19 protein-coding genes, 3 tRNA genes, 2 pseudogenes and 1 riboswitch are annotated in these 24631 nt (G+C 75.2%); of the genes and pseudogenes, 18 read left to right on the top strand and 6 right to left on the bottom strand.

Features of this window, described 5'->3' with window-relative positions; translation table 11 throughout:
• Window positions 1-184 precede the first annotated feature (184 nt).
• The 3 genes from ABEA77_RS23015 (at window position 185) to ABEA77_RS23005 (ending at window position 3685) form a co-directional block, all read left to right on the top strand.
• A complete protein-coding gene (locus tag ABEA77_RS23015) occupies window positions 185-775 on the top strand; it encodes a hypothetical protein (protein ID WP_345650783.1) in 591 nt (196 codons plus the stop codon).
• A gap of 249 nt (window positions 776-1024) precedes the next feature.
• Window positions 1025-3157 (top strand): DEAD/DEAH box helicase, encoded by a 2133-nt coding sequence (locus tag ABEA77_RS23010; protein ID WP_345650780.1) that lies wholly within the window; start codon window positions 1025-1027, stop codon window positions 3155-3157.
• A gap of 455 nt (window positions 3158-3612) precedes the next feature.
• Window positions 3613-3685, top strand: a tRNA-Lys gene (locus tag ABEA77_RS23005).
• A 328-nt stretch (window positions 3686-4013) separates the two neighbouring features.
• On the opposite strand, the gene ABEA77_RS23000 is transcribed toward ABEA77_RS23005, so the two are convergent.
• Window positions 4014-4316 carry an ArsR/SmtB family transcription factor gene (locus tag ABEA77_RS23000; protein ID WP_345650777.1) on the bottom strand — a complete coding sequence of 101 codons (303 nt, stop codon included), beginning with the start codon at window positions 4314-4316 and terminating at the stop codon, window positions 4014-4016.
• A gap of 66 nt (window positions 4317-4382) precedes the next feature.
• Window positions 4383-4685 carry a hypothetical protein gene (locus ABEA77_RS22995; RefSeq protein WP_345650775.1) on the bottom strand — a complete coding sequence of 101 codons (303 nt, stop codon included), beginning with the start codon at window positions 4683-4685 and terminating at the stop codon, window positions 4383-4385.
• Window positions 4686-4963: 278 nt separating this feature from the next.
• Between ABEA77_RS22995 and ABEA77_RS22990 the strand changes: the two genes are divergently transcribed.
• From ABEA77_RS22990 to ABEA77_RS22930, 13 genes and pseudogenes are all read left to right on the top strand, one after another.
• The gene (locus ABEA77_RS22990) at window positions 4964-5941 is read left to right on the top strand and encodes a metal ABC transporter solute-binding protein, Zn/Mn family (RefSeq protein ID WP_345650773.1); all 978 of its coding nucleotides are present in this window, start codon (window positions 4964-4966) and stop codon (window positions 5939-5941) included.
• On the top strand, window positions 5938-6885 hold the full coding sequence (locus ABEA77_RS22985; protein ID WP_345650771.1) for a metal ABC transporter ATP-binding protein: 948 nt from the start codon (window positions 5938-5940) through the stop codon (window positions 6883-6885). The genes ABEA77_RS22990 and ABEA77_RS22985 overlap by 4 nt, the downstream gene beginning before the upstream one ends.
• Complete coding sequence (locus tag ABEA77_RS22980; protein ID WP_345650768.1) at window positions 6872-7798, top strand: metal ABC transporter permease; 927 nt, start codon at window positions 6872-6874, stop codon at window positions 7796-7798. Before ABEA77_RS22985 ends, ABEA77_RS22980 begins: the two co-directional genes overlap by 14 nt.
• Window positions 7795-8688, top strand: a complete 894-nt coding sequence (locus ABEA77_RS22975; protein WP_345650765.1) for a metal ABC transporter permease — start codon at window positions 7795-7797, stop codon at window positions 8686-8688. The genes ABEA77_RS22980 and ABEA77_RS22975 overlap by 4 nt, the downstream gene beginning before the upstream one ends.
• A 179-nt stretch (window positions 8689-8867) precedes the next feature.
• Window positions 8868-9728: a helix-turn-helix domain-containing protein gene (locus ABEA77_RS22970; RefSeq protein ID WP_345650763.1), complete on the top strand. Its 861-nt coding sequence runs from the start codon at window positions 8868-8870 to the stop codon at window positions 9726-9728.
• Window positions 9729-9812: 84 nt separating this feature from the next.
• Window positions 9813-9886, top strand: a tRNA-Lys gene (locus ABEA77_RS22965).
• A 160-nt stretch (window positions 9887-10046) separates the two neighbouring features.
• Complete coding sequence (locus ABEA77_RS22960) at window positions 10047-10259, top strand: hypothetical protein (protein ID WP_345650760.1); 213 nt, start codon at window positions 10047-10049, stop codon at window positions 10257-10259.
• A 107-nt stretch (window positions 10260-10366) separates the two neighbouring features.
• Window positions 10367-10558 (top strand): hypothetical protein, encoded by a 192-nt coding sequence (locus ABEA77_RS22955; RefSeq protein ID WP_345650757.1) that lies wholly within the window; start codon window positions 10367-10369, stop codon window positions 10556-10558.
• Between the two features lie 79 nt (window positions 10559-10637).
• A tRNA-Met gene (locus ABEA77_RS22950) sits at window positions 10638-10711 on the top strand.
• 211 nt (window positions 10712-10922) lie between these two features.
• Complete coding sequence (locus ABEA77_RS22945; protein ID WP_425588367.1) at window positions 10923-12161, top strand: PP2C family protein-serine/threonine phosphatase; 1239 nt, start codon at window positions 10923-10925, stop codon at window positions 12159-12161.
• Between the two features lie 275 nt (window positions 12162-12436).
• A riboswitch (cyclic di-AMP (ydaO/yuaA leader) is annotated at window positions 12437-12593 on the top strand.
• 578 nt (window positions 12594-13171) lie between these two features.
• Window positions 13172-14197, top strand: a complete 1026-nt coding sequence (locus ABEA77_RS22940) for a M23 family metallopeptidase (protein ID WP_345650858.1) — start codon at window positions 13172-13174, stop codon at window positions 14195-14197.
• A gap of 195 nt (window positions 14198-14392) precedes the next feature.
• Window positions 14393-14488, top strand: a pseudogene (locus ABEA77_RS22935) (short-chain dehydrogenase/reductase); the annotation flags it as partial.
• Window positions 14488-14923, top strand: a pseudogene (locus tag ABEA77_RS22930) (TetR/AcrR family transcriptional regulator); the annotation flags it as partial. The pseudogenes ABEA77_RS22935 and ABEA77_RS22930, both read left to right, overlap by 1 nt.
• A gap of 207 nt (window positions 14924-15130) precedes the next feature.
• On the opposite strand, the gene ABEA77_RS22925 reads toward ABEA77_RS22930, so the two are convergent.
• The 4 genes from ABEA77_RS22925 to ABEA77_RS22910 form a co-directional block, all read right to left on the bottom strand.
• The gene (locus ABEA77_RS22925) at window positions 15131-16606 is read right to left on the bottom strand and encodes a PrsW family glutamic-type intramembrane protease (protein ID WP_345650754.1); all 1476 of its coding nucleotides are present in this window, start codon (window positions 16604-16606) and stop codon (window positions 15131-15133) included.
• Between the two features lie 88 nt (window positions 16607-16694).
• Window positions 16695-17444, bottom strand: a complete 750-nt coding sequence (trmB, locus tag ABEA77_RS22920) for a tRNA (guanosine(46)-N7)-methyltransferase TrmB (protein ID WP_425588366.1) — start codon at window positions 17442-17444, stop codon at window positions 16695-16697.
• 236 nt (window positions 17445-17680) lie between these two features.
• Window positions 17681-18895 carry an L-2-hydroxyglutarate oxidase gene (gene lhgO / locus ABEA77_RS22915; protein ID WP_345650752.1) on the bottom strand — a complete coding sequence of 405 codons (1215 nt, stop codon included), beginning with the start codon at window positions 18893-18895 and terminating at the stop codon, window positions 17681-17683.
• Between the two features lie 130 nt (window positions 18896-19025).
• Entirely contained in the window at window positions 19026-20594 is a 1569-nt protein-coding gene (locus ABEA77_RS22910; protein ID WP_345650750.1) for an NsdA family TPR-like regulatory protein, read from the bottom strand.
• A gap of 674 nt (window positions 20595-21268) precedes the next feature.
• Between ABEA77_RS22910 and ABEA77_RS22905 the strand changes: the two genes are divergently transcribed.
• Together ABEA77_RS22905 and ABEA77_RS22900 are read left to right on the top strand one after the other, a co-directional pair.
• Window positions 21269-23377 (top strand): asparagine synthase-related protein, encoded by a 2109-nt coding sequence (locus tag ABEA77_RS22905; protein WP_345650857.1) that lies wholly within the window; start codon window positions 21269-21271, stop codon window positions 23375-23377.
• A gap of 128 nt (window positions 23378-23505) precedes the next feature.
• A partial coding sequence (locus ABEA77_RS22900) for an AfsR/SARP family transcriptional regulator (RefSeq protein WP_345650747.1) occupies window positions 23506-24631 on the top strand: 1126 nt, incomplete at its 3' end.

Genomic DNA, 24631 nt, shown 5'->3' with positions numbered 1-24631 from the left:
CCGTTGGGCAGGGGGACGTACCGCTCGCCCCGCGCGGGAGTCCGCCTGCCCGCCCCTGTCCCGGAGGTGCCCCGTGCGCCGTTCGCCCGTCCCGCCCCCGCCGCAGCTGCCGCGGCGTGCCCGTCCCTGCCGGGCCCCCGTGTGGGTGGCCGCGTCGCTGGCCGTCGCCGCGACGGCCGGCTGTATGAGCGTCGGCGACTCCGGGAGCGCCCCGGCGCCCGGCCACTCCGTGGCGGGGCACGGCGCAGACGGCTCGAAGGGCGGTTCCGACGCCGGTACGGGTGTGCCCGGCGGGGCCGGGGGCCGCGGCCCCGGCCGTGGTGCCCACGGCGGCCGGGACGGCGGCAGCGGCGGTAAGGGCGCGCACGGCAAGGACGGCAAGGACGCGAAGGACGCCGACGCGGCGGGCAAGGACGGCAAGGGCGCCTCGGCCGGGCCCAGTTCGCCCGGCGGTCCGACGCCCGTGGTGACGGCCGACGGCCGGCCTGGCCACCGCGGCCACGGCCACGGAGGGCCGGGCGCGACGGGCGGGTCCGGCGGCGCTCCTGCGGAACCGCCCGCACCGCCCGCCGACCCGCCGGGGAGCGACCAGCCCGCGCCGCCGCCCCCGCCGCCCGCCGGGGGCGGCGACGGCGGCACGGGCGGCGCTGATCCGACCGGGCCCGCCGACCCGCCGTCCGCCTCGCCCGCCGCCGATGTCCGCACGGCGGCGCTGGGCCCGGGTGCGGGACCGGTCAAGGAGCCGTCCGCCTCACCGCAGTTGGGCCCCGCCTGAGCGCGGGCGGCCGGGCGTCCCCGCTCCGAGGGCGGGTACGGTGTGAGCAGCGTCGCTCCGCGCCGGTTTGCCTCAACCGCCGAAGACTGCGTATGGTAGTAGATCGTTTGATCATTCCCCGGCGCCGAAACAGGTGAGCGCCGTGTGGCGCGTACTCTCCCTTACCGTGGCTGACCGCATTGAGGCGGTCGAGAGGTGAAACACGGAGTTTGGGCGCGTGCCGAGACTCCGGAAGGTTTCGCATTTCGCATGTCCGTTTCCAGTACTGACCACGCCGTCATGCCCGAGAGCCCCGAAGGCGACGCCACCGAGGCCGCCCTCGCCGCGGCCGTCGACGAGAGCGACGAGAGCACCGGCACCACCGCCCCCGAGACCACCTTCGGCGACCTGGGGCTGCCCGAGTCGATCGTGCGCAAGCTCGCGCAGAACGGCGTCGCCGTCCCCTTCCCGATCCAGGCCGCGACCATCCCGGACGCCCTGGCAGGCAAGGACATCCTGGGCCGAGGCCGCACGGGCTCCGGCAAGACGCTCTCCTTCGGCCTCCCGCTGCTCGCCACCCTGGCCGGCGGCCACACCGAGAAGAAGAAGCCGCGCGGCGTCATCCTCACCCCGACCCGCGAGCTCGCGATGCAGGTCGCGGACGCCCTCCAGCCGTACGGCGACGTGCTGGGCCTGAAGATGAAGGTCGTCTGCGGCGGTACGTCCATGGGCAACCAGATCTACGCGCTCGAACGCGGCGTCGACATCCTCGTCGCCACGCCCGGCCGGCTGCGGGACATCATCAACCGCGGCGCCTGCTCGCTCGAACAGGTCCAGGTCGCCGTCATCGACGAGGCCGACCAGATGTCGGACCTGGGCTTCCTGCCCGAGGTCACCGAGCTGCTCGACCTGGTCCCCGCGGGCGGCCAGCGCATGCTGTTCTCCGCGACGATGGAGAACGAGATCAACACCCTGGTCAAGCGCTACCTGACCGACCCGGTCAGCCACGAGGTGGACAGCGCCCAGGGCAACGTCACGACCATGTCCCACCACGTGCTCGTGGTGAAGCCGAAGGACAAGGCGCCCGTCACGGCCGCCATCGCCGCGCGCAAGGGCCGCACGATCATCTTCGTGAGGACCCAGCTCGGCGCCGACCGGATCGCGGAGCAGCTGCGCGAGTCCGGCGTGCGGGCGGACGCGCTGCACGGCGGCATGACGCAGGGCGCGCGCACCCGGACGCTGGCCGACTTCAAGGACGGCCGCGTCAACGCGCTGGTCGCCACCGACGTCGCCGCCCGCGGCATCCACGTCGACGGCATCGACCTGGTGCTCAACGTCGACCCGGCCGGCGACCACAAGGACTACCTGCACCGCTCGGGCCGCACGGCCCGCGCGGGCAAGTCCGGTGTCGTCGTCTCCCTCGCGCTGCCGCACCAGCGCCGCCAGATCTTCCGGCTGATGGAGGACGCGGGCGTCGACGCCTCCCGCCACATGGTGGGCGGCGCGGGCGCCTTCGACCCCGAGGTCGCCGAGATCACCGGCGCCAGGTCGCTGACCGAGGTGCAGGCCGACTCCGCGAACAACGCGGCCAAGCAGGCCGAGCGCGAGGTCGCCGACCTGACGAAGCAGCTGGAGCGCGCGCAGCGCCGCGCGACGGAGCTGCGCGAGGAGGCGGGTCGCCTGGTGGCGCGCGCCGCCCGCGAGCGCGGCGAAGACCCGGAGGCCGCGGTCGCCGAGGTGCAGGCAGAGGCCGAGCGCGCGATCGAGGAGGCGGCGGCCCAGGCCGCGGCCGCCGAGGCCGAGCGCCAGCGCCAGCGGCGCGACGAGCGCGGCAACTTCGAGCGCCGTGACGACCGTGGCGGCCCGCGCCGCGACGACCGCGGTGACCGTGGCGGCTTCCGCCGTGACGACCGGGGCGACCGCGGCGACCGCGGTGGTTTCCAGCGGCGCGACGACCGCGGTGACCGGGGCGGTTTCCGCCGTGACGACCGGGGTGACCGGGGCGACCGCGGCGGTTTCCGCAGGGACGACCGCGACGACCGTGGCGGCTTCCAGCGCCGTGACGACCGTGACGACCGCGGTGGTTTCCAGCGCCGTGACGACCGTGACGACCGTGGCGGTTTCCAGCGCCGTGACGACCGGGGCGACCGTGGCGGCTTCAACCGCGACCGCGGCGAGCGCCGTGACGACCGCGGCGGCCGTTCGTTCGAGCGCCGCGACCACCGGGGCAGCGACCGCCCGTTCAACCGCGACCGGCAGGGCGACCGCCCGGCGGGCGGCGGCTACCGCGGCGGCTCCTCGGACCGTCCGTTCGGCCGCCGTGACGACCACCGCGGTGGCGGCGCGGGCGCCGGCTCCTTCGGCCGCCGCGACGACAAGCCCCGCTGGAAGCGCGGCAGCTGACCCCTCCTGAGGCCCCGGGCAACCCCGGGCCCCGGAACACCACGGCGGCGGGTCCGCCCCACCTTCTCCGGTGGGGCGGACCCGCCGCCGTCTGCGTCCGACCGAGCCCGGCGGACCGCGCGGGCTCAGGGTGCGACCTGCTCGCGCAGCGCCTCGACCAGCGGGAGCGGCTCGCGGCAGAGGACGGCGGACGGCCCGGCACCGGCCGTGGCGAGAGCGCCGTCCCTGATGTCCTGGCTGATGAGCGCCGCGAAGCGGGCGCCCGACTCCGGGGCGCCCCGCCGGCAGGGCTGACGTCAGGTCGGGCCTGATGGCCGCTCCGCCGCCGCGTCCAGGGTGTCCCGGACGGGGCCGTCCGCCGGCGCCGAGCCGCCGGCACGGCGCCCGGCGCCGATACCGGATCGGCCCCAACGGCCGTGCGGGCTATGCTCGGTGTGCCCTGCGGGGCAGTCACAGGGCCGTTAGCTCAATTGGCAGAGCCGCGGACTTTTAATCCGTAGGTTGTGGGTTCGAGTCCCACACGGCCCACGATCGGGACGGCAGGCCGCCGGTCGAACGGCGGGCGGCGCCTGAGCGGCGGAGTCGTCTTCGGGCAGGGCAACCGCCCAGGCCCCCCCGGGAGTACGGCGACGGGTACGCGGGCGTACGACGGGTACGCGGGCGTATGCGGACGGCGAGCGGAACCGTCTCGTCTCCCAGGCAGCGACATGGCGGGACCGGCTCAGCCCGGACGGGACCGGTCGCCCCGGATTGCCACTTCCTGCATGTCTGCCGCGGTGCCGGGGCCGCCCTGGACGCCTCCTGCCCGGCCGGGGCGGGGGGCGGCTGCCGCCGGGCGCCGTCCCGGCCGGGGCCTTCACTCGCGGGTGTGCTTGATCGCGTCCAGGACGATGTGGGCGACGTGCTCGTCCAGCAGGGAGTACTCGATCTCGCGGGCGTCCCTGCGCGTGGTGACGATGCGGGACGCGCGCAGGACGCGCAGGTGCTGGGAGACGAGGGGCTGGCTGACGCCGAGCGCCTCCACCAGTTCGTGGACGCGCCGGCTTCCGGCCGCCAGCTCCCGCACAATGCCGATCCGTACGGGGGAGGACAGCGCCCGCAGCAGGTCACTGGCTGCCTGCAGGCCGCTGAGCGGGGCGTCCTCCGCCGCTGTCGTCATATGCGCACATTAGCATCTGACAATCGGTTTCAGCAGTGTGCGGTGGGCAGCCGGGAAACGTACGGCTCAGTGCTCGTCCCAGTGGTCCGCGTGCGCCGCGTGCCGGTGGTCGTCGTGCACGTAGTCGGTGTGGTCGCCGTGCGGTACGGCGACATGCCCGCACCCCTCGCCGTGCTCGTGCGGGTGGGACGCGTGGGGCGTGTGGGTCGCGGAGCCGCATTCGTCCGCATGGTCGCCGTGGTCGCGGTGGAGGTGGCTGTCGTGGACGTAGTCCGTGTGGCCGTGGTGGGGGATCGCGACGTGCCCGCAAGCGGGCCCGTGCTGGTGGTCGTGGCCGGCGTGCGGGGCGTGGTCGGTTGCCGAGGTCATGGTGGACTCCTTGGGGCTTGGGGCCTGGGCCCTGGGGGCGGACAGGCGGACAGAAAGGGCTCGGAACGCGCGGAAGTGTCGCGTGGATGCGACGGGTGCGCGTTCGACCCATCAACACATTGCAACATTAGCATATAACGACGTCTGCATAGGTGTGCCAGAAGGTGCGACGCCCATTGCGACGTGCCAAGGCGGTCGAAAATCACAGAATGGTAATGATTTTCATATCTGGGCAATCGGCCTGGTTTTGAAAGTCATTGCCATTTAGCGTGTCGGGTATGAACGCCACAGCCTCCCGTATCGCCCTCGGCGGCATAGCCGCCGTGGCCGCCGTCTCCGTCGCCGCCTGCTCGACCTCCTCCTCCGACAGCAAGGGCAGCGAGGGAGGGGACGGAACACCTGCGGCGGGAGGTGCCTCGGCGTCCGCCGCGTCGAGCAGGACCATCCAGGTCGTCGCGGCCGAGAACTTCTGGGGCAGCATCGCCTCCCAGCTCGGCGGGGACCACGTCAAGGTCACCAGCATCATCGACAATCCCAACGCCGACCCGCACGACTACGAGCCGACCGCCGCGGACGCCCGCACGGTCGCCGGCGCGCAGTTCGCCATCGTCAACGGCGTCGGCTACGACTCCTGGGCCGGCAAGCTGCTCGCCGCCAACCCCGGGACGAGCCGCACCGACCTGGAGGTCGGCAAGCTCGTCGGCGTCCCCGCCGACGGCAACCCGCACCGCTGGTACTCGCCGGACAACGTCCACCAGGTCATCGAGCAGATCACCACCGACTACAAGAAGCTCGACCCGGCAGACTCCGCCGACTTCGACAAGCTCAAGAACACCTTCGAGAACACCACGCTCGCCCCGTACAACAAGGAGATCGCCGACATCAAGGCGAAGTACAAGGGCACGCCCGTCGGCGCCTCCGAGTCGATCTTCACGCCGCTCGCCGAGGGCCTCGGCCTCAACCTCGTGACCCCCGAGTCCTTCCTCGACGCGATCAGCGAGGGCAGCGACCCCACCGCGAAGGACAAGTCCACGATCGACCGGCAGATCGCGGACAAGAAGATCAAGGTGTACGTCTACAACAGCCAGAACGCCACGCCCGACGTCCAGGCCCAGGTCAAGGCCGCCAAGGCGAAGGGCATCCCGGTCGCCACCGTCACCGAGACCCTCACCCCCGCGGGCGCCTCCTTCCAGGACTGGCAGGTGCGCCAGCTCAAGGGCATCGCGGCGGCGCTCGCCAAGGCGACCGGGAAATGACGGTGGCGCACGCCCCGGCCCGTACGGCGGACGCGACCACCGGGGCCGCGGCCCCGGTGGTCGCGCTGCGCGGCGCGGGCGTCCGGGTCGGCGGCAGGGCCCTGTGGTCCGGGGTCGACCTGGAGGTCGGCGCCGGGGAGTTCGTCGCCGTGCTCGGCCCGAACGGCGTCGGCAAGTCGACTCTCGTCAAGGTCCTGCTCGGCGTCCAGCAGCCGGCCGCCGGCGAGGTGCGCGTGCTCGGCGCGCGACCGGGCCGGGCCGGGGCGCGCGTCGGCTACCTCCCGCAGCGCCGCAGTTTCGACGCGTCCCTGCGGCTGCGCGGCACGGACGTCGTACGGCTCGGCTGGGACGGCGACCGGTGGGGCGTCCCCCTGCCGTTCCCGCTGCCGGGCCGGTGGGGCGCGCGGTCGCGCGCGGCGGCCGAGCGGGTCGCCGAGGTGATCGGGCTGGTCGGCGCCGAGGCGTACGCCGACCGGCCCATCGGCCAGTGCTCGGGCGGCGAGCAGCAGCGGCTGCTCATCGCGCAGGCCCTGGTGCGCCGCCCCGAACTCCTCGTGCTCGACGAACCGCTCGACAGCCTCGACCTGCCGAACCAGGCGGCGGTCGCCGCGCTGATCGGCCGGATCTGCCGGGACGAGGGCGTCGCGGTCGTCATGGTCGCGCACGACGTCAACCCGATCCTGTCCCGGCTCGACCGCGTGGTCTACCTCGCGGAGGGCGGCGCGGTGGCGGGCCGCCCCGCCGACGTCATCAACTCCGCGACGCTCTCCCGGCTCTACGGCACCTCCGTCGAGGTGCTCACCACGTCGGACGGCCGGCTCGTGGTCGTAGGACAGCCGGAGGCCCCGGCACGCCACACCGACCGGCACGGGAACGCGCCGGCCGGTCAGGACGCCGCGTCCGGCGCGGAGCCCGGACGGGAGGGCCGCCGTGCCGACGGCTGACGCGCTCGCACTCGCCGCCGGGTCGCTGCCCGCCTGGTCGTGGAACCCGGTGGCCGACCTGCGGGAGATGTGGGCGTTCCCCTTCATGGTCAACGCCTTTCGCGCGGGCACGGTCGTCGCGGTCGGCGCGGGCGTGATGGGGTGGTTCATGGTGCTGCGGCGGCAGAGCTTCGCCGGGCACACCGTCTCCACCGTCGGCTTCCCCGGCGCCGCCTGCGCGGCCCTGCTCGGCGTCTCCGTGACCTACGGCTACTTCGCCTTCTGCGTGGCCGCCGCCCTGGTCATCGCGGCGCTGCCGCGCTCGGGCCGCGCCGCGGTCGGCCACGAGTCCGCGGTCACCGGCACCGTGCAGGCCTTCCTGCTCGCCTGCGGCTTCCTCTTCACCACCCTGTACAAGGGGCTGCTCGGCGGGGTGACGTCCCTCCTGTTCGGCAGCTTCCTCGGCATCACGACGGGGCAGGTCTGGCTGCTCACCGGCGTGACCGCGACCGCGCTCCTCGTGCTCGCGCTCGTCGGCCGCCCGCTGCTGTTCGCGTCCGTCGACCCGGACGTGGCGGCCGGGCGCGGCGTCCCGGTGCGGCTGCTCTCCACGGTCTTCCTCGTCCTGCTGGGCGCGGCGACCGCGGGCGCCAGCCAGCTCACCGGCACCCTGCTGGTCTTCGCGTTGCTGGTGATGCCGGGCGCGGCGGCGCAGGCGCTCAGCGCAAGGCCCGCCACAGGCCTGCTGCTCTCGGTGGTGATCGCCGTGGTGGTCACCTGGGCGGGCCTGATCGTCGCCTACTACTCGCCGTACCCGGTCGGGTTCTACGTGACGACGTTCGCGTTCGGCGTCTACGCGCTGGCGCGCGGCTGGCAGTACGCGCGCGGGCGGCTGCCCGCGCGGCCCGCGCTCGCGGCCGGGGGTGCGGCATGACCGGGCACCCGGCGGCCGTGCTGCTCGCGGCGGGCGGCGGACACGGCTGGCTCGCCGCCTTCACCCACCCGTACTTCCTGCACGCCTTCCTCGCCGGCTCGGCGATCGCGCTCGCCGCGGGCCTCACGGGGTACTTCCTGGTGCTGCGCGCCCAGGTCTTCACCGGCGACGCGCTCAGCCACGTCGCGTTCACCGGCGCGCTCGCCGCGCTCGCCGGGGGGTACGACCTGCGGCTCGGCCTGTTCGCGGGGACCGTGGCCGTCGCGCTGCTGATCGGGACGATCGGGCGGAAGGGCCGCGCGGACGACGTGGTCATCGGGTCGGTGTTCGCGTGGATCCTCGGGCTCGGCTCGTTCTTCCTCACCCTGTACACGACGTCCCGCAGTGCGGCCAACGGCGGCGCGGGCGTGAACGTCCTGTTCGGCTCGATCTTCGGCCTCTCCGCGGGCCAGGCCCTCACGGCGGCCCTGATCGCCGCGGGCATCTGCGTCGCGCTGCTCGCCATCGCCCGCCCGCTGCTGTTCGCGTCGCTCGACGAGACGGTCGCCGCGGCGCGCGGCGTGCCCGTGCGGATGCTCGGCTTCGGCTTCCTCGTGCTGGTCGGCGCCTGCGCGGCCGAGGCGACCCAGGCGGTCGGCGCGCTGCTGCTGCTCGGCCTGCTCGCGGCCCCCGCGGGCGCCGCGATGCGCCTGACCGACCGTCCGATGCGCGGCCTCGCCCTGTCCGCGGGGCTCGGGCTCGGCGAGATGTGGGCCGGGCTCGCGCTGAGCTACGCCGTGCCGACCCTCCCCCCGAGCTTCGGGATCATGGCGGCGGCGACCCTGGTGTACGCGCTGACCTTCCTCAAGGGGGCGCGGGGCCGCGGGCGGTCCGTACAGCCCGCCCTCTGACGGCGGCGGCCGGCCGCGCCCCGCACCGGCCCGCGGGGTGCGGTCGCCGCGCTACACCCGGCGCCCGGGGTGGTAAGAGACGGGGGTGGAAAGAGAGCGAAAACGGGACGAGGGCTCCCGTACTCACGTTCTGGCCCTGTGGCAGACTGCGCCCATGCGAGCACTGGGGGGCACGGACCATGAGTGAACCGCGCTCCGCCCCGACCATAGGACAGCTCGTCCTGAGCAGACAGCTGCGCGGCCTGCGCGAACGGGCCGGGATGACCCGGGACCAGGCGGCCAAGCTCCTGCACGTGACGGTGGCGACGATCCGCCGCATGGAGTCGGCCGAGGTCGCCCTCAAGATCCCCTACCTCCAGGTGCTGCTGCCCGCGTACGGGGTCGAACCGGCGGGCGTGACCTCCTTCCTGGAGATCACCGAGGAGGCCAACAGGCCCGGCTGGTGGCAGCGTTTCCACGACGTGCTGCCCGGCTGGTTCAGCGGCTACGTCAGCCTGGAAGAGGCCGCGAAGACGATCCGCACGTACGAGCCGCACTTCGTACCCGGCGTCCTCCAGACGGAGGAGTACACCCGCGAGATTCTGCGCACCGGCGCGGTGGGCCAGTTCGACCCCGAGCGCATCGAGCGCCACGTCGCGCTGCGCAAGCAGCGCCAGGCGCTGCTGACCAGGGAGAACCCGCCGACATACTGGGCGGTCATCGACGAGACCGTGCTGCTGCGGCCCGTCGGCTCGGCCGCGCTGATGCGCGACCAGATCGGCCGCCTGCTCGAACTGTCGGAGCTGCCGAACGTCACGCTCCAGATGGCGGAGCTCTCCGCCGGCCACCACCCCGGCACGTACACCTCGTTCGTCCTCTTCCGCTTCGACGTGCCCGAGGTGCCGGACATCGTGTACGTCGAGTACCTGACCGGCGCGCTCTACCTGGATCAGGCGGCCGAGGTCGCCGAGTACAAGGAGGCCATGGACCGCATGGTCGCGCACGCCGAGTCGGCGAAGAGGACCCGGCAGATCCTCACGGACCTGTACAAGCAGCTCTGAGGCGGCGGCCGGCCCCGGCGCAGGTCCAACGCCCCACGGCCTCGGGCATGTCGCGCGGCGGGGGCCGACTATGCTTCGCGGTGCGGGCCGTTAGCTCAATTGGTCAGAGCAGCGGACTTTTAATCCGTTGGTTGTGGGTTCAAGTCCCACACGGCCTACGTCAAGCCCCCGCGCCCGGCCCACAGGCCCGGCGCGGGGGCCTTCGCGTGCCCGTGGGAGGCGTGCGGCGGGAGTGGCGGCGCGGCAGTCGTGAGAAACACGGTGGGCAAAACGCCCAGGGGGCTGCGCGCGCGGCCGGTTCGTCGCAGGCTTGGGGGCATGAGTGACGCACCGATCGTCGTACACCGGGCGTCCGGGACGGGCGGACGGCGGGTCACGGTCCGCGGGCAGATCATGGGTCTGGCCCACTCGGACGACGACCTGGTCGAGTTCCTGCGCCGCGCCGGGCTGCCGGACGCGGAGGACCTGCTCGACGACCCGTCGTGGGTGGAGTGGCAGGGCGGGTCGGGCCACGACTACGGCACGCGCTGACCAGCGGGACCGCCGCGCGACGCGGACGACGTGTGCTGCCTCACACGTGCGCGGGTCGGGTCTCCACGCTCCGCCGACTGTCAGTGGCGGCCCGTAGTCTTGAGCACATGTTCGCATCACCGTCCGGCGCCGTCGACGAGCCCGGTTCCCCGCGGTCAGCCGCCGACGTCAACGACCGCATCCGCGCCCTGTGGGCCGGGGCCGGCCGTGTCCTCACCCCCGCTGAGCAGGAGCGTTATCAGGAGCTGCTGGTCGAGTGGGCCGCCGCGGTCAAGGCCGACGTGGTCCCCGCCGCCTGAGGGCACCCGCCACCGGCGTCCGCCGGCGGCGAAAGTGGCGCTGGGCGTGCTCCGGATGGCGTAAGGTGGTGTTCACCGACGCGGGGTGGAGCAGCTCGGTAGCTCGCTGGGCTCATAACCCAGAGGTCGCAGGTTCAAATCCTGTCCCCGCTACTTGTGGCTGAAGGCCCGGATTCCCCGGAATCCGGGCCTTCGGTGCGTCCGGGTCCCCGCCCGTACGGCCGGGCGGGGTGCCCCGGTGCTCCGCCCGCTCTTACGCCAGTCGGTCGACGGCGATTCGCCGTCGGGGGCGAGGGCGGCGAGCCTGGAGACAGCGCGGTACCGTCCGCAGCCTGGCGAGGAGACCGGCAGAAAGAGACCACTGGTGGCGAAGACGGGGCGGGGCGAGGGGCGCCGACGGGGCGGCAGGGCGCCCCGCGGCGTCCGGATCGCGCGCGACTGGGTCGCCCGGCGGGACGGGGAGCCCGCGCGGGGCGAGGTGGCGCCCACGCCGCGTCCCAGCAGGTTCCGCTTCTGGCTGCCGCTCGTCGTGATCTTCGTCGGTGGGGTGTTCGACGTGGTGACGCCGACGCGCTTCACCGCGTCCCCGTTCTTCGCCGCGGCGCCGATGGTGGCGGCCCCGTTCTTCGGCCCCGTGGGGACCCTGGTGATCGCGCTCGTCGCGATCTCCACCGAGGTGCTGCTGCGCATCGACGACGGCACGATCGGCCGGGTCGAGGCGGTGGGCGACCTGCTCACCGTGGTGGTCGTATCGGCGCTCGCGCTCGGCATCAACCGCATCGTGCGCCGCAGCGGCGAGCGGCTGGCGTCCGCCCGTGTCATCGCGGAGGCGGCGCAGCGCGCGGTGCTGCCGCAGCCCTCGGAGCAGATCGGCGGGCTGCACATCGCGGCCCGGTACGAGGCGGCGCAGGAGGACGCGTTCATCGGCGGCGACCTGTTCGCGGTGCAGGACACCCCGTACGGGGTGCGGCTGATCGTCGGGGACGTGCGCGGCAAGGGCATGGGCGCGGTCGAGACGGTCGCCGTGCTCGTCGGCGCGTTCCGGGAGGCGGCGGAGCAGGAGCGCACCCTCGAAGGCGTCGCACACCGCCTGGACCGCGCCCTGACAAGGGAGGGCACCCGGCGCGCCGAGGCGGAGACCGCCGAGTCGTTCACGACGGCGGTGCTGGCGGAGATCCCGCGCGGCGAGGGGGTGGTGCGGCTGCTGAACCGCGGCCACCCCGAGCCGATGCTGCTGGAGGCCGCGGGCGTCGTGACGACGCTCGTACCGGGGCAGTTCGCGCTGCCGCTCGGCATGGCGGAGCTGGCCTCCTGGCCGGACCGCGCCGACACCAGCCCGTACCCGCCCGGTTCGACGCTGCTGTTCTACACGGACGGCCTGTCGGAGGCGCGGGACCGCGACGGCGTCTTCTACGACCCGGCGCAGCGGCTGCGCGGCCGGGTCTTCCCCGGCCCCGAGGAACTGCTCGACGCGGTCGTGAGCGATGTGCGCGTGCACACCGGGGGCGGCAGCACGGACGACATGGCGCTGCTCGCGGTGAACCGCCCCACGGCGGGCCAGCCGGACCGGCGCCGGATCATGAGCGTCGTGCCGCCGCCGTGACCACACGGACCTTCGTGACGCTGCGTGCCTGGATGCGAGCACTCCGCACAGTCGTGCGAGGGCTGTGCGGGCGCCTTCCGCGGCCCGGCCGGGCGGCCGGGTGCGCGAGTGGCCGCTGAAGCGGGGTCAACTCGCCCGGTTGCGGGGACATCTGTCCTGGTTGATCCGATGCGAAGTCGTTAACGATCATCCCGATCGGCTTGGAATAACGGCCTGGTCTCTATTAACGTTCGATAACGCAGCGCGGTCGTCCCAGCCGTCGCCCTCGGCGGCTCCGTGCTCGCACGCCGAATTCCGCAAGGGAACCGGGGAACCAACCCTTGGGGTGAATCGGGCCTGACACGCCGCCTCTTCGGCGGCCTGCCGCGCCCGTAGGAGACCTTCCTGCTCCGAACCCGTCAGCTAACCCGGTAGGCGAGAAGGAAGGAAAGGAGCGCGCCCCCGTGGCGTCCAACAAGCCTGCCCCGGAAGCCCTGTTCACCCCCGGTGCCCCGTACGCCCCGTACGGCGTGTCCACCTCCCAGCCTTCCCCCGGCGCCCCGGCCGCACACGTCACTCACGGCGCCGGTTTCGACCCCCGGGGCGAGTACGGCGCGTACGGGGACACGGGCGTGTTCCCTTCCGTGGGCGACACGGGTTCGTTCCCCGCGTACGGGGACACCGGGGCGTTCGCCGCGGTGGGGGCGGGGGACACGAGATCCTTCCCCGCCCACGGGGACACGAGATCCTTCCCCGCCCACGGACACACGGGCTCCTTCTCCGCCTTCGGCGACACCGGCTCCTTTCCCGTGCGGGGCGGTGACACGGGGGTGTTCGCGGTGTACGGCGACACCGGTGCGTTTCCCGCCGCGGGGGACGCGGGCGTGTTCCCTTCCGTGGGCGACACGGGAGCTTTTCCCGCGTACGGGGACACGGGCTCGTCTCCCGCGGTGAGCGACACCGGGACGTTCCCGGTCGTGGATGACACCGCTTCCTCCGCCGCGGCGGGCGACACGGGCGCCCTCCCCGCGATGAGGGGCACCGGCGCGGCGGACACCGGGGCCCCCGAGGGGGCGGAGGGCGCGGCGTGGGGGCAGCCCGAGGGCTCGGCCACGGCCATCTCGCCGCTGCGCGGCAAGCACCGGGTGATCAAGCAGCGCAACGCGCTCGCCCGCAGCTCCACCGTGCTCGGCGTGGGCGTCATCGCTGCGGTCGGCGCGGGCGGCATCGCGGCCGCGCAGGGCAAGGCGCCGGTTGCGATATCCGTGCCGGACGCGATCGCGGACCACCTGCCGCAGCGCGTCGCCTCGCTTCCGGTCGTCGACTCCCTCGTGCACGAGGAGGCCCCCGCGCCGCAGGCCGTACTCGCGGGCGCGCCGCTGACGACCGCGGGCGTGACCACCGCCGACTACGAGCACGGCGCCACCGACGCCGGCGAGGCGCTGCGCGCCCGTATCCTCCAGCAGGCGTCGGCGCAGCGGCAGGCAGCCGACGACGCCCGGCAGGCGGCGGCCGAGGCGGAGGCCGTCGCCTCGGCGCGCGCCGAGGCCGCGAAGCAGCAGGCGGCGGCGGAGAAGAAGGCCGAAGAGGCCAAGCAGAAGGCCGCCGCCGAGGCCGCGAAGAAGGCCGAGGCCGCGCGGCTCGCGAAACTGGCCAAGAGCTACACGCTCCCCGTCGCCTCGTACACGATCACCGGGCAGTTCGGGGATCCGGGCCCGATGTGGTCCTCCGGCTACCACACGGGCCTCGACTTCGCGGCGCCCACCGGCACGCCCATCAAGGCCGTGCACGGCGGCACGGTCACCGCCGCGGGCTGGGCGGGCGCGTACGGCTACCGCACGGTCGTGAAGCTCGACGACGGCGAGGAGCTCTGGTACTGCCACCAGTCCTCGATGGTGGTGTCGGTCGGCCAGAAGGTCAGCACGGGCGAGGTCATCGGACGGGTCGGCGCCACAGGGAACGTCACGGGCCCCCACCTCCACCTGGAGGTCCGCACGACGGGCGGCACGGCGATCGACCCGCGGCCCTGGCTGGAGGACCACGGGCTCAGGCCCTGACGGGCGCGTACGGCCCACGCTGCGACGGACGCCGCCAGGACGGAGGCGGTATGTCCGGGGACGGGTGCGAACTGTTCCATGGGGTGTATGACTGATCGACGCACTCTGGGCCCCTCCGGCCTCTCGGTCTCCCCGCTCTGTCTCGGCGCCGACGTCTTCAGTTGGGGCGCCGACGAGAAGGCCACCTTCGATGTCCTGGTCACCGCCGCGCGCACGGCCGTGGACGAGGACGTCCGCGCGTGGGAGACCCTCTCCCGTACGACGGACTTCCCCGACGGCGCCCAGCTCTGATGCCGGGACAGCAGCCGCGCGGCCGGCGCGCCGCGGAACGCAAGGGCGACGTCCGCGAACGGGCCATCCTGGACACCTGCGAGGCCCTGCCGGCGCAGAAGGGCTACGACGCCATGACCGTGGGCGACATCGCCCAGGGCGCCGGCATCACCCGTGGTGCCCTGTACTTCTACTTCGGCTCCAAGCAGGAGGTCGTCACCGCGCTCGTGGCCCGGACCGTCGAGCACCTGTGGGAGCGGTCGGGGGCCACCGCCGAGGACGAAGATCCCCGCCGGGCCGTCACGGCTGCGATGCGGCGCACGGTCGAGCTGTGGAACGAGCACGGCCTGGTCATGCGCACGGCGCGACCTGTCGTTGACCGTGCCGGAGATCGGCGAGCTGTGGAGCCACACGGCCGACCTGTTCATCGCGGCCATCGGCACCGTCCTCGACCGGGTGCCGCCCTTCGCGCAGCTCGTCGAGCGCGCGGTCGAGCGGGGCTGACTCAGCGAGGCACCGCGCCGGGACCGCCTGGTGAACCTGCCCTTCGACCTGGTGCGGCACGACATGCTGACGAGCGCGGGCGCGGTGCCGGACGAGACGATCGTGGACACGCGGTGGCTGCCCCTGCTCGGCGTGCCGGACGCCTGGACCGGACTCCGCCTAGGCGGCGCGGTCCTGGTACGGGTGCGGACGGGCGCTGGGGGAAGGGCGGGCCGGGCAGCGGCCGTACGACGTGGTCCCGAGGGCGGGGTACGGCGCGTGGCCACCGCGGTACGGGGCGCGGGCGTCGGGGCCCTCGTACGGGCCGGTCGCGGCGTGCGCGCGGCGGGGCGGCGCCGGGTGCTCGCGGTACGGGTTGTACGCCAGGTAGTCGCGGTGCGGGGGCGGTGCCGCGATCCGGCCCGTGACCCGCGCCCCGTGCAGCAGCGCGGGCTCCGCGGGACCGCGGCGCTCCGCCATCCGCGCCAGCAGCTCCCGCTCGCGCGCGGGGAAGCCGGGCACCGGGGCGCCCCGCTCCAGCCGGTGCCGCAGCAGGGCGAGCGCCGTCGCGGCCCGCCCGTACTCCACGACGGCGCGCGCGGTCGCCGGGCCGTCCGTGCGGCCCGCGTAATCCCGGGCCGCGGCCCGCGCCCGCATGGACGAGAGAGCCGCGGGCACGGCGGGCCCGCACCAGCCGGCCGCGACGTACGCGGGCAGCACCGCGGCGACCGTCCGCAGGTCGTGCTGGCGCGCCCCTATGGTCACGCCCGTCACGAGACCGAACACGGGCACCATGAACAGGGCATAGACGAGGTAGAAGCCGTAAGGACCGAAGGCGCCCGACGAGCTGTTCCACAGGGCGTGCAGGCCCATCGCGCAGACCAGGCCGGCCGGTGGCGGCAGCAGCCGCTTCAGCCGGGCGTGCCGGCCCGCGGCCAGGGCGGACAGGCCGAAGCCGATGCCGGTGAGCACGGTGAACAGGGGGTGCGCGAACGGCGAGAGCACGATCCGCACGAAGAACGTCGCCACGGTGAAGGACGCCAGGCCGCTGCTGCCGAGGACCTTGTCCTCGCCGAAGGCGTTGCCCAGGTAGAGGATGTTCTCGGTGAAGGCGAAGCCGGTGGCGGTGAACCCGGCGAAGACGACGCCGTCCGCCACCCCGGTGAAGTGGCGCCTGCGGAAGAGGAACAGCAGCAGGACCGCCGTGCCCTTCGCGCTCTCCTCGACGACCGGCGCTATGGCCGTGGCGCCCAGGGACTCCGCGCCGTGCGGGTCGGCGGTCGCGGTGGCGAGCCACTCCGTCGCGAAGGAGTTCGCGATGATCGCCACCAGTGCCGCGGCACAGGCGCCCCAGGCGAACGCGAAGAACAGGGTGCGCCAGGGCGCTGGGGCGACGCGGTCGACCCAGCGGAAGACGGCCATCAGCACGGGCACGGGCGCGGCAGCGAGGCCGAGGCCGACGAGGAAGCCCTCCGTGCCGGTCTGGTCCCGCACGAGCGCGAGGATCACGGCGCCGCAGACGGTGAGCGCCCCGACCAGCACCCCGGCCCGCACGCCGCGGCGGCCCCAGAGGCCGCGGGCGCGCTGCCTGAGCGCGCGGGCGCCGGGGCGCGCCGCGGGCCGCGGCGGGCGGGCGTGCGGGGTCGGTCGGCTCACGTGACGACCCTAACGACGGTCGCCGACAACGGCGATGGGGCCTCGGGCGCCCCGGACCGCGTGAGCGGGCGGCCCAAAGCCCGGGGCGTCAGTCGCCGGACCTGCAAAACAGCAGGTCACGCACCACATGCCCCTTGTCGAGGCCCTGCCCTTCGAAGCGGGTCAGGGGCCGGAAGGCGGGCCGCTCGGCGAAGCCGCCGCCGGGCGCCGTGTTCTCGAACGCGGGGTGCGCGGTGAGCACGTCGAGCATCTGCTCCGCGTACGGCTCCCAGTCGGTGGCGCAGTGCAGGACGGCGCCCGGGGCCATCCGGGTGGCGGCGAGGTCGAGGAACGCGGGCTGTACGAGGCGGCGCTTGTGGTGGCGCTTCTTCGGCCAGGGGTCGGGGAAGTACACGCGGATGCCCGCGAGGGAGCGCGGCGGCAGCATCTCGCGCAGCAGGATGACGGCGTCGCCGTTGGCCACGCGCAGGTTGGTGAGCCCCGCGCGCTCGGCGAGCGCGAGCAGGTTGCCCTGGCCGGGGGTGTGCACGTCCACGGCGATGAGGCCGGTCTCCGGCTCGGCCTCGGCCATCCGGGCGGTGGTCTCGCCCATGCCGAAGCCGATCTCCAGCACGACGGGCGCGCCGCCGAACATCGCGTCGAGGTCGAGGACGCGCCGCCCGTCCACGTCGAAGCCCCACGCGGGCCAGAGCCTGCGGATCGCGTCGGCCTGCCCCGCGGTCACCCGGCTCCTGCGCGGCTGGAAGCTGCGGATGCGGCGCTCGAAGCGATCCCCCGCGGGATCGGCCGCGGGCCCGCCGTCGGGGAACATGCGGCTTGACGTCTGCGACTGGGACATGGTGTCCCCATGGTAAACGTGCCCGCCGGGCCTCCGGCCGGCCCCGGGACGCGCTCACCGGGCCCTCGGGCGGCCCGGAACGTGTCCGCCGGGCCCCGGGCCGGCCCAGAACGCGCCGACTCCACGCCGGGGCGTGCTCCAAGGGCCCCCGCACCGGCCCGCACCGGCTCAGGCCGGCCCGCACCCGCCCGCACCCGTCCGGCCCGCACCGGAGGCCCGGACCCGGCCCGCGCCGGTCAGTCCAGGGCGTCGAGGGCCCAGCGGGCGACGGCGCGGCCGATGGGGAGGGAGGCCGTGGCCGCGGGGGAGGGGGCGTTGAGGACGTGGACGGCGCGGGGCGCGCGGCGTATCAGGAAGTCGTCGGCCAGGGAGCCGTCCCGCAGCACGGCCTGAGCGCGCACGCCGGAGGCGGCGGGCCGCAGGTCGGCGTCGGTGACCGCGGGCAGCAGCCTGCGGACCTCGGCGGCGAACGCGCGCTTCGCCAGCGAGCGGTGGACCTCGCCCGCGCCGTACCGCCAGTGCCTCGCCGCCATCCGCCAGGCCCCGGGCCAGGCGAGGGTCGTCGCCACCTCGCGGGGGCGCACCGTGGACCAGCCGTACCCCTCGCGGGCGAGCGCGGGGACCGCGTTGGGCCCGACGTGCACCCCGCCGCCGTCGACGCCGCGCGTCAGGTGCACGCCGAGGAAAGGGAACGCGGGTTCTGGCACCGGGTAGACCAGGCCCCGCACCAGGTCGGGCCGCGCCAGCTCGTAGTACTCCCCGCGGAAGGGCACGATCCGCATGCCCGGGTCGTCGCCCGTGAGCCGCGCCACCCGGTCGCACTGGAGGCCCGCGCAGTTCACCAGGGCGCGCGCCCGCAGGACCTCGCCGGGCGCGGTGCGCACCGCGACGCCCCACGGCCGCCGGTCGACCGCGGTGACGCCCGCGCCGTAGCGCACCTCGGCGCCCGCGTCCGCCGCCGACCTGGCGAGCTGCGCCGCCACCGCCCCGTAGTCGCAGACGCCGGTGGTCGCGACGTGCAGCGCCGCCACTCCGCGCGCCTCCGGCTCGTGCTCCCTGATCTGCGCGGGGCCCAGCTCGCGGACGGGGATGCCGTGGGCCCTGCCGCGCTCGGCGAGCGCGCGCAGCCTCGGCAGCTCGCGGCGGTCCTTCGCGACGATCAGCTTGCCCGTCACCGCGTGCGCGATCCCGTGCTCCGCGCAGAAGCGGACCATCTCGGCCGAGCCGCTGAGCGCGTACCGCGCCTTGAGCGAGCCGGGCGGGTAGTAGATGCCGCTGTGGATGACCCCGCTGTTGCGCCCCGTCTGGTGGCGGCCGGGCCCCGGCTCCTTCTCGACGACCGCCACCCGCACGCCCGGCGCGGTGCGCGTCAGCGCGTACGCCGTCGACAGGCCGACGATGCCGCCGCCGATCACCAGTACGTCGCAGTCGAACCCCGCACGCGCGGCCATCCGCTCACCTCCCACCCCGATGGTGCACCCCGCCACCGACAGCGGCGGCGCGGGGTCGGCGAGCGGGGCCCCGGGCGCGGGCGGAACCCGGCCGTGCGGGGACCCGGGCCACGGCCGCGCGGCGCTCCGGCTACGCGGGCGCCATCAGCAGCGGCCGCGCGCGCTCGCGCAGCTCCACGACGCGCGGCTCGTCCCCGTACGGTTCGAGGCGGTGCAGCAGGTCGCGTACGTACTCGGTGGTGCGCGCCGACGAGATGCGGTTGGCGACCTCCACCGCGCGGGTGCCCGCCGCGCACGCCGCGTCCAGATTGCCCGACTCCAGCTCGGCGACGGCGCTCACCACGAGCCGCAGGCCGTGCGAGCGCACGAACTCCTCCGTCGGCTTGGACAGTGCCTGCTCAGTGAACTGCCGTACCTGGCGCGGAAGTTTCAGGTCGCGATAGCACTCGGCCGCGTCCGCGGCGAACCGGTCGTACGAATAGAAGGCGAGCCACGACGGGTCGGCGTCGCCCGCCCGCGAGCGCTCCAGCCACCCCTCGGCGGCCTTCAGCGCGGCGCCCGCCGCCGTCGCGTCGCCCGCCTTCGCGTGCGCGCGCGCCTCCACGAGGCGGAAGAAGCTCATCGTGCGGGCCGTCGCAAGGCCCCTGTTGCGCTCGACGGCCGCCTGCGCCAGGTCGACGCCCTCGTCGGCGAAGCCGCGGTAGGTGGCCTGGAGGGACATCGACGCGAGGACGTATCCGCCGAGCGGCACGTCGGCGGCGGCGCGGGCCAGCCGCAGCGCCTGGATGTAGTACCGCTGGGCGGCCTCCTGCTGGCCCGTGTCGAAGGCCATCCAGCCGGCCAGCCTGGTCAGTTCCGCGGTGGCGCCGAACAGGCCCCGCCCGACCTCGTCGCTGTACGCGCCGAGCAGCAGCGGCGCCGCGTCGACCCGCAGGCACTCGGGGACCATCGAGGAACGCCAGTCGCCACCGCCGTACTTGGAGTCCCAGCGGCGGGCGTCCGCGGCCGCCTCGCGGAGTTTCGCGACATCGCTGTGGCCGACTCTGAGCGGTGCGGCACCCTCCGCGCCCTCGGCCGTCTGGCCTTCCGCGGGCGCGGCCTCAGCCGCCGCGGGCTGCTTGACCAGGCCCGCGCCCGCCGTGGTCGGGCCCGCGGGCCCCCGGCGCGGCGCCGCGCGGCGGCCCGTGCCGTCCCCTCCGCGCGCGGCGAGCGCGGTGGACGTGTCGCGCGCCACCGACGAGTCGGCCGGGGTTATCAGCCAGCGCGACGCGGGCGTCGCGTACGCGCTGACGGAGAAGGAACCGGCCAGCGACTGCCAGATGCCGCCGCCGCCCGCCCTGCGGCCCGCCAGGTCGAGGCGGTACAGCTCGGTCGCCGCGTGCACGGCCTGCCCGACGTCGCGCGGGAACGCGAGGCCCACCTCCGGCGCGGGATCGGCGTCGGCGAGCCCGATCTCGTGCAGCGGCACGGGCCTGCCGAGCTTCGCGCCGATCGCGGACGCGATGAGGTGCGGGGCGGCCCCCTGCGGGACCATCCCCTTCGACACCCACCGCGCCACCGACGTCTTGTCGTAGCGAAGCGTCAGACCGCGCTGCGCCCCGAGGTCGTTGACCCGGCGGGCGAGGCCGGCGTTGCTGATTCCCGCGAGGGCGAGAACCGTGCCGAGCTTCTCGTTCGGCCCGCGTAGCTCCCTGGACATGCGCCACCCCTCGACACACAGACGGCCGCCGCGTCGTGGCATAGGCGCGCGGCATTCGTAAACCCAGCGTAGTTCGACACATCCCGACCGTTAAGGGGCGGACTTCCGGATGGCGGGAATGTGGCCCGTGCGCACGGGAGTTCCGCCGGGTTCAGGACGGCGGCGCACGCCGTCGCGCGGGCGGTTCGTGCTCCTCGCGTGTGGCCGTGCGCCCGGCCGTGCGCCGTGGCCCGGCGAGGGAGAGAGCGCTTCCATTGTCCTGCGTGGGTCGGCCCGCTGCGCACTGGAACCAGCGGGCTGGGGGACATCCGCCGCCTTGAATCCCCGCGGGCGGCGGACCGGTCCGGGAGGCGCGCGGCGTCTCCCGGACCGAGCGTGCGTACGCCGCGAACGCGCCGGGGCGGCGCCGCGGCGCGCCGCGCGGGGCGCCGGAGATTGGCCGAATGACGCCTGTCGCCCGTGTGTTGCGCGGCCCGGGGACCGACGCCCGGCGGGGACGGCGGGGGAGGGAACAAGCCGTCAGGCAAGGGGCCGAATCCGGCCAACCGGTGCATGCCAGGGGCGCATGCTTCTCTGCCCGCACGCCACCGTCCCCCCTCCTGTGCGCCGTTGTCATGGCAGCATGGTCCCGAACGGGCGACGGCCCGGAGGGTCCACAGGGTGTGGAGGCGGCGATGCGCTGGCTGGTGGGGTGGAGCAGTATCGCCGCGCACTTCGGCACGGTCGGCGCCGTGGACGCCGTCACCGACGCGGGCGACGGCGGCACGATCACGCCCGTCGGCTCCCAACTCCTGTGGGGCGACCCCGATCCGCTCTGGGCGGTCGGCGACTGGCGCCCGGACGAGGTCCGTGTCGTCTCCGTCGACCCCTTCAACCGCCTTGCCGTGCTGGGCTGCTGCGGCGCCACCGACGACGAGCTGCGCCTCGGCATCGTCGCCGCGCGCGGCGGCGCCCTGCGCCACCTCACCGCCTGGCCGGGCAGTTACACCGCCGTCGCGCAGATCGGGCGGCGCGTCACCATCGCGGGCGACCTCGCGGGCGCACGCCCCGTCTTCCACACGCCCTGGGCCGGCGGCACCGCCTACGCCACCGCCGCCCTGCCGCTCGCCGACCTCATCGAGGCGCAGCTCGACGTCGGGCACCTCGCGGCGGTGCTCGCCTGCCCCGAGACGCCCGAGGTGCTGCGCGACTCCACGCCGTACGAGGGCGTCAGGCGCGTTCCGCCAGGACACGCGCTCATCCTCCGCGAGGGCTCGCGCGAGATCACCGGCTACGAACCGGTCGCGTCCCTGGCCGTCGCCGCGCCGCAGCGCGACCCGGAGCGCGCGGTCGAGGACGTCGGGGAGGCCCTCGTCGAGGCCGTGCGGACCCGGCTCACGGCGCCGCGGCACGCCCCCGAGGCGCCGCTGCCCGACCCGGGGCCCGTGCCCGGCATGGGCCCCGCCGACCGGCGGGCCGCGCGCGGCGCGCCGCTGCCCGGCATCGGCGCCGACCTCTCGGGCGGCTCGGCCTCCGCCACGCTCGCGCTGCTCGCCGCGGGGCTGCCCGGCGCGCCCGGCACCGTGCTCGGCCACGGGACGGGCGCGGGCGAGCGCCTCCTCGCCGTCACCTTCAACGACCTCACCAAGGGCGGCCGCGACGAGGCGGAGCTGGAGCGCGCCGCCCTCATCGCGGAGAACCCGCGCCTCCACCACGTCGTCGTCACCGGCGGCGCCGAGGCCCTCCCGTACGCCGACCTCGAAGGGCCGCTCACCGACGAGCCGGGCCCCGCGCTCGTCAGCGCGGCCCGGCACAAGCGGCGCCTCGCCGCGGGCAGCGCCGACCACCTCACGGGCGCCGGCGCGCGGCAGGTCCTCGACGCGCACCCCGCGCGCCTCGCCGACCTGCTGCTCGACCGCCGCAGACGCCACCTCCTGCACCCGGTGGCGGAACTGGCGCGCTCCGAGGGCGCTTCGCCCTCGTCCCTCTTCGTGCCGCTGACCGTCTACCGCGCCGCCCGCCGCCTCGCCCGCACCCCGTACAGGACCGGCATGGAGGACGCGGCGGCCCGGCTGCCCGAGGTCAACAGGGGCCTCCCGCCGAACGGTTACGGCGGCCCCGTCGACGCTTCGCTCGCCGCCCTCACCTGGTCGCGCCCAGGGCCCGCCGCGCGCTGGCTCACCGGTGAGGCGCTCTCCCAGGTCGCCAGGCGGCTGCGGACCGCCGCCACCAGGCCGCAGTCCGTGCAGCGCCCCGGCGAGGCGCGCGCCCGCGCCGCGCTCGCCCGCTACGCGGCCGACCACCGCGTCTTCGAACAGGCCGCGGAGATCCGCAGCCAGCGCCTGCACGCGCCGTTCCTCGACAACCAGGTCGTACGGGCGTGCCGCGAGCTGCCCGAGGCGCTGCGCGTCCAACCGGACGCCCGCGCCGAGATCCTGCGCACAGTCCTCGCGGGCACCGGCATCCACGACCTGCCGCCCGGCTGGGGCGCCACCTCGCGCGCGACCTCCGAGGCCGTCCAGCGGGTGGGGCTGCGCGCGGCCATGGGGGAGCTGGTGAGTCTCTTCGACGCGCCGCTGCTCGCCGACGCGGGGATCGTGGAGGCCCGCGTCGTGCGCAAGGCCCTGCGGGCCGCCGCTGACGGCGAGCCGGTCCCGCTCGACGGCCTCGCCGACCTCGTCTCCACCGAGCTGTGGCTGCGCCGCCTGCTCTCCCGCCGCGGCACCTGCTGGACCGGCACGGCCGCGCCCCGCCGCCGCGCGGTGGCCGGCGGCGTCGTGCCGAGGCCGACCCTGAGGGCCTGAGGGCCTGAGGGACGCCTTGCGGGGCCGGGCCGCGCAGGCCCGAGCCGCAGGCGGCAGCCCGTCCTGCGGAACCGCGGCCTCCGGGCCGCCGGGCGGGCGGTGTCCGCGCGGCGCGCCACAATGGCCGGGTGCGGTACTTCATCCTGGGCGCCACGCAGGCGCGCGACGGGCGGGGCGTGACCGTCCCCCTCGGGGGCGCGCGCCTGCGCGCCCTGCTCGCCGCGCTCGCGCTGCGCCCCGGCCGTACGGTCCCGGTGGCCGACCTCGTCGCCGACGTCTGGGCGGACGACCCGCCGCAGGACTCGCCCGCCGCGCTCCAGGCGCTCATCGGCCGGCTGCGCCGCGCCCTCGGCAGGGACGCCGTCGTCTCCGTCCCCGGTGGCTACCGCATCGCGGCAGGCCGTGAGGACGTCGACCTGTCCGTGTTCGAGCGCCTCGCCGACGAGGGCGCCGCCCGGCTCGCCGCCGGCGACGCGGAGGGCGCGGCCCGCACGCTGCGTGAGGCGCTCGGTCTGTGGCGCGGCCCCGCGCTCGCCGACCTGCCCGACCGGGCGGGCGGCGACCACGGAGTGCGCCCCGAGGCACGGCGGTTCGCCGCGCTGCGGCAGCGCATCGAGGCCGACCTGCGGCGCGGCAGGGCGGACTCCGCCCTCGCCGAGCTGACCGCGCTCACCGCCGACCACCCCTATGACGAGCCCCTGCACGCCCAGTTGATCCGCGCGCTGCGCGACTCGGGCCGCCGCGCCGACGCCCTCGTCGCGTACGAGCGGCTGCGCAGGGCCCTCGCCGACGACCTCGGCACCGACCCGGGTCCGGAGCCCGCCGCGCTGCACGCTGCCCTGCTCTCGGAGCCCCCACCCGGCCCCGCGCGGGCCCCGGACGCGGATCCGCAGGCCCGCGGCGGCAACATCCGCCCGCGCCTCACCTCCTTCGTGGGCCGCGAGCGCGACGTCGCCGACCTGCGGGCCGACCTTGGCGCCTTCCGCCTCGTCACGCTCACAGGGCCCGGCGGCTCGGGCAAGACCCGGCTCGCCGAGGAGGCCGCGCCGCCCGGCGCCTGGCTGGTCGAACTGGCTCCGCTCGACGACCCGTCCGCCGTGCCCGGCGCGGTCCTCAGCGCTCTCGGCCTGCGCGAGACCCAGCTCGGTTCCCGCGACGACCGCGCCCCCGCCCGCCGCGACGCCACCGCGCTGCTTGTCGAGCATCTGGCGCGTCGGCGGGTGCTGTTGGTGTTGGACAACTGTGAGCATGTGG

Source organism: Streptomyces tremellae (assembly GCF_039540215.1).
Lineage (GTDB): Bacteria > Actinomycetota > Actinomycetes > Streptomycetales > Streptomycetaceae > Streptomyces > Streptomyces tremellae.
The sequence above is the reverse complement of the archived record's forward strand: the minus strand, read 5'-3'. Positions and strand labels throughout refer to the sequence as shown.